At 55.5% G+C, this 5018-nt stretch carries 6 protein-coding genes; 3 read left to right on the top strand and 3 right to left on the bottom strand.

All coding sequences use genetic code 11. The annotated features are described in order from the left end of the window. Positions 1 to 102: 102 nt before the first annotated feature. A complete protein-coding gene (locus IGS51_RS18520) occupies positions 103 to 471 on the bottom strand; it encodes a MerR family DNA-binding protein (protein WP_297080255.1) in 369 nt (122 codons plus the stop codon). A 75-nt stretch (positions 472 to 546) separates the two neighbouring features. On the opposite strand from IGS51_RS18520, the gene IGS51_RS18525 reads away from it, so the two are divergent. Both IGS51_RS18525 and IGS51_RS18530 read left to right on the top strand, forming a co-directional pair. After that, a complete protein-coding gene (locus IGS51_RS18525; protein ID WP_297080256.1) occupies positions 547 to 1374 on the top strand; it encodes an SDR family oxidoreductase in 828 nt (275 codons plus the stop codon). A gap of 85 nt (positions 1375 to 1459) precedes the next feature. After that, the gene (locus IGS51_RS18530; protein WP_297080257.1) at positions 1460 to 2044 is read left to right on the top strand and encodes a Uma2 family endonuclease; all 585 of its coding nucleotides are present in this window, start codon (positions 1460 to 1462) and stop codon (positions 2042 to 2044) included. 53 nt (positions 2045 to 2097) lie between these two features. Here IGS51_RS18530 and IGS51_RS18535 read toward each other — a convergent pair whose 3' ends face one another. Together IGS51_RS18535 and IGS51_RS18540 are read right to left on the bottom strand one after the other, a co-directional pair. Continuing rightward, a complete protein-coding gene (locus tag IGS51_RS18535; protein WP_297080258.1) occupies positions 2098 to 2568 on the bottom strand; it encodes an HIRAN domain-containing protein in 471 nt (156 codons plus the stop codon). Positions 2569 to 2719: 151 nt separating this feature from the next. Beyond that, positions 2720 to 3169, bottom strand: coding sequence for a DUF1810 domain-containing protein (locus IGS51_RS18540; protein WP_297080259.1), 450 nt, complete (start codon positions 3167 to 3169; stop codon positions 2720 to 2722). A 178-nt stretch (positions 3170 to 3347) separates the two neighbouring features. Between IGS51_RS18540 and IGS51_RS18545 the strand changes: the two genes are divergently transcribed. Further along, on the top strand, positions 3348 to 5018 hold a 1671-nt coding region (locus tag IGS51_RS18545; RefSeq protein WP_297080260.1), incomplete at its 3' end, for a glycosyltransferase family 39 protein.

Below are 5018 nucleotides of genomic sequence, written 5' to 3' on the forward strand. Positions count from 1 at the left end.
CGCGCCAAGCGTTTGAGAGTTAAGGGCTGAAAGCTGACTAGGAGGTTGCATTCTTAAAAATGCGGGAGGTTTGAAAACTGCTGCTTTCAGCATTCTAGGCGCTTATACATCGGCGTTGCGGTCTTGCTGGAGCAAGTTCAGTTTTTCCAAAAGATAGGCTTTGATTTCGGCTAGCTGCTGCATTTTGTGACCAATTTCGACCAGTTTTCGCTCGATTGTGGCAATTTGCTCCTGCTTGGGCATATTGCCGCCGCCCCACTCGTCTAGCAACTGTCGGATTTCCTGGAGGGTAAAGCCCAACCCTTTACCCCGACTGATCATCATCAGTCGCTCCACTACTTCGGGGCTGTATTCCTTGTAAAGTCGGCTGCCCGCCTGACGATCGCCCCCAGAAATCAGCCCCATTTTTTCGTAAAACCGAATCGTGTCTTTGGACAGTCCAGTCGCTTTGGACAACTCGCCAATCAGCATTTGGGAATCCCTCTTGACTGTGGAGCATACTCCACAGTTTACGCTGCAAGTGATCCATCCAGCGTGTAAGAAGGCATGACTACGAGCAAACAGATGAGCCGCAAAACCATTTTGATCACCGGGGCTTCGAGTGGCATTGGGCAGGCCACGGCGCAATATTTCCTGCAAAAGGGCTGGAACGTCGCCGCCACGATGCGATCGCCTAACCTGGCTAGTCCCAGCGATCGTGCTAATTTAATTTATCCTCACCTGGATCTGACCCAGCCAGAGACGATTGAAACCGCTGTCCACCAAACCGTTTCACAATTTGGGCAAATTGATGTATTGGTGAATAATGCGGGTTATGCGCTGATGGGGCCACTGGAAGGCGTGTCACCCAGTCAGCTTCAGCATCAGTTTCAGACCAATCTTTTTGGAGCAGTGGCAACCATTCAGGCGGTGCTGCCGATTCTGCGACGACAGCGCAGTGGCACCATTATCAATGTTGCCTCAATTGGCGGGCGCTTGGCGTTTCCGCTGGCATCGTCTTACCATGCGTCGAAATGGGCGATTGAGGGACTTTCGGAAGCGCTGCGCTATGAATTGCGCCGCTTCAAAATTCAGGTCAAAATCATTGAGCCGGGAGGCATTCGCACGAACTTTATCCATCGGGGCACTGCCTGGGCAAAGCACCCAGACTATGCCGACTTGATTGAACAAGTTCAACAGTTTAGCGATCGCCTGAATGATTCTCTACCCGGGCCGGAGGGTGTCGCCCGGTCTATCTACCAGGCCGCAACCGATCGCACGCCTCGACTGCGCTATTCGCCCTACGGCAAATCATTCTTGTTGCTGCACACCCTGCTACCTGACCGCATTTGGCGATCGCTGGTGTCTCGCTTGATGCTGGGCACCGGTTATTAGGTAAAACCGGGTGTTGTTTGGAGAATTCGGGCGATCGCCAATTCGCTATGCTAAACGAAAGCGCTGCATTGCGAGAACTGCCGCCATGATCGCAGAACCCCAATCTCACCGCCTGTCGCCCCAGGAATATCTAGCCTGGGAAGCCGCGCAGGATCTCAAACACGAATATCTCGATGGGGAAGTGTTCGCCATAACGGGCGGCACGATCGCCCATAATTTGATTGCGCTGAACCTGGCCTCTACGTTGAAGGCTTTTTTGCGAGGCAAAGGCTGTCGCGTGTTGATGTCGGATGTGAAGGTGCAGGTTTCGGAACGCGGGGCGTATTTCTATCCTGACGTGATGGTGAGTTGCGATGAGCGCGATCGCCCCGCCGTTAATCTGATTCAACATCCGTGCCTGATTGTGGAAGTGCTGTCTCCCACCACCGAAGCCTTCGATCGGGGCGAAAAGTTTCGTCGCTATCGCCAGCTTTCGACCCTGCAAGAATATGTCTTGATTGACGCCACGCAAATTAGCGTCGATCGCTTTCGCCGCCTCTCAGATACGCAGTGGGCGCTGCAATCTTTTACCACAGAAGATACGCTCGAACTGACGAGTATTGGCTGGCAAGGGGCGATCGCCCTGCTCTATGAAGATGTAATTTTTGAGAGCATTCCACCTTCAAGCTAGATGGAAATAAAAGTGAGGAAGAAAGTAGTTGGATTGCTTTGTCAAGCAGCTTCTCAGGTGATCAACCCGATTTCGATTTCCAGCCTTTCCCAAGGATTATCAGTAGATTGTTGATTGGCAATTTGGGCGGTCAGCGTTTCGCCGCGATCTAGCATTTGCGCCAGGGTTCTGTTTGCAACGCGAGGCACATAGCCCAATTTCCGGTCTTGCCAGTAAACCTCGATCGCATATTCGTCATGCTTGTTGTCAGGCTCACGGACAAGCCGCACAGCATCTCCGACAGCCAAGTTTTTCCATACTTTTTCACCATCGTAGTATTGAAAACCAGCGACAAACACAGTTTGAACCAACTTGATGGTTCCGTTAGAGTCAGCACTTGAAGGAGAAGATACCCCTTTCGCAGGAGCAAACCACGACAATATCCGATTAAGGTCAGCTTGGGTAAGATAGCGAAGACCGGAATTCGGAGTTCCCTGGATAGGGGCAAACCACGATAATACTAGCTCAAGTTTCTGTCTGTCCATAATTATTGCCAGATCCGTTTAGATTCATCCAAACCCATTCAGATTCATTGTGTTGTCAATTACATTGGCTATTAACGCTGGCCAAGTCGTGATGGTTCTAGCTAAATAGCTTTGGCAGGGGATATACCAACTATTCAATTAGCTTCTCAATTCAATATTCCTCATTCCTCAATTCAATTAACTCCAGCGTTCTGGCATCGGGTTCGCCCTGAAAATATTGATCCAGCAGCCGATGAAACACTGAGCCTGGAGACGAAACCTGGGCGAATAGCGTGGCGCAGGATCTCAGCTTTATGTCGTCGGGTGAGCCAAAGACTTCATGGGCAGAGCGCCCGTCTAGCTGAAGTACTGCCTCGGCACACTCGACCAGGCGATCGCCCAAAATGGGATGTTGCAGGTATGCCTCGGCCTCGGCAAGGCTTTTGATAGCGTAGTGCTGAGACGTGGCGCTAAAGCCCAGCCCTGCGTATTGCGGAAAGATGTACCACATCCAGTGCGATCGCTTTTTGCCCTGCCGAATTTCCGCCAGCGCCCGCGCATAGTCAGGCGTTTGCGCCTTCACAAAGCGATTCAGATCATAGAGGTCATCTTGCTCTGCCATAATGCACCTTAGTTATTAGTTAAAAGACTGTTTGATTGCCCAGCCGTTCTCTTTCTAGCGCCCTCTCCCGAATCGGGAGCAAGACGTTTTAACTGTCTGGCTCCCCTTCTCCCCACTTGGGAGAAGGGGCTGGGGGATGAGGGGCGGCGTTCAAAGAAGACTGCGCCCCAGCCTTGTCATGAAGTTTACCCGCACGTATCTGATCCTTGCTTTGCTGCTGCTCTTAGGGCTGGGGCTGCGGTTTTGGGGGCTGGACTCGAAGCCGATGTGGCTGGATGAGGTGATTACGGCGATCGCCGCGATGGGTCGGCAATACAGCGAAATTCCGACGGGTCAGTTCTTCCCAATTTCGCAACTGGACGAGTTTTTCACCGTGCAGTCGGGGTTGAGTTGTGGAGACATCACGCAGCGGCTGATCGCCACGTCGCCCCATCCGCCGCTGTTTTTTTGCCTGATGTATAGCTGGATGAACGCGCTGCGACCGGGCGAAAACTGGGTGTGGGCGCTGCGGGCGCTGCCGGCGCTGTTTGGAGTGGGGGCGATCGCCGCTGTGTATGCGCTAAACCGGGTGGCGTTTTCGGCCGCGGCGGGGTTGGCGGGGGCAGCGGCGATGGCGGTGTCGCCGTTTGGCGTGTACTTATCCCAAGAGGCGCGACACTATACGTTGCCCGTGCTGCTGATCACGCTGGGGCTGCTGGGGCTGGTACAAATGCAGCAAGATTTGCAGCGGCATCGGTTTCGCCCGTGGGTGTGGCTGGGCTGGGCGGCGATCGCCGGACTGGGACTCTACGTTCATTATTTTTGCCTGCTGGCGCTAGTGGCGCAGGTGGGGGCGCTGCTGGGCTGGATGCTGCTGAATCGGGGGCAAATTTCGCGCTGGGGCTGGGGGGCGCTGGGGCTGGCGATCGCCGCTGTGTTCCTGATTTACCTGCCGTGGCTGCCCATCTTTTGGGAACACATGAACCGCCCGGAAACCGAGTGGCTGGGGCTGGCAGACAGCATTTTGGGAAGACTCTCGCCGCTGCTGCAAACCACGGTGGGCTGGGTGCTGATGGTGGTGATGATGCCTGCGGAAAAACAGCCCAGGGCGATCGCCATTCCGTCGGCGCTGTTGATGCTGGGCTATGCGGCGTGGCTGGGGCGGCTGCTGTGGCGCAGTGGCCGAAACCTGTGGGGCAACACGCCGCAGCAGCCCGCGTTGACCTTGCTGACAGGGTTTCTGGGGCTGGTGCTGCTAGAGTTTGCCGTCATCGTCTACGGGTTGAATAAAGATATCACCCTAGCACCGCGCTACAACTTTGTGTATTTTCCAGCAGTCTGTGCGCTGGCGGGGCTGCTGCTGGCCCAGTTGCCCAGGGGGGTGAATGCTCGGCGCGTGTGGGCGATCGCCCTGGCGGTCGGCATCGTCAGCAGCCTGGTCGTCGCCAGTGGACTCGGCTTCTACAAAAGCTTCAACCCGCTAAAAGCTGCCAGCGAAATGTATTCCGACGACCCGACTACGCCCACCCACATCGTCGTCAGCGCCCCCAGCACCCAGGAAATCGCCCTGGGCCTCAGCTTCGGGCTAGAAATTCGCCGCCGCGCCCTGCAAGATGATGCCGCCACGCCGATTCGCCTCGGTTTCTTGCCGCAGCCTGCGCGAGACGCAGATTTTTGGGAAGCCCTGGCCAACATGCCCCAGCCCCAAGAATTGCCGCTGAATCTCTGGGTGGTCGGGTCTTCGCAAATGCCCAAACGGAGCTTTCCGGCGCAAGTGCGGCTGCGTCGCCCACCCGGAAGCCGCCCCCGCCGCACTCGATGCGCGATCGCCCCCGACGAAACCCACCACGCCGCCAACTATCCCTACCAG

This window comes from Thermoleptolyngbya sp. M55_K2018_002, assembly GCF_015295965.1.
GTDB classification, from domain to species: domain Bacteria; phylum Cyanobacteriota; class Cyanobacteriia; order Elainellales; family Elainellaceae; genus Thermoleptolyngbya; species Thermoleptolyngbya sichuanensis.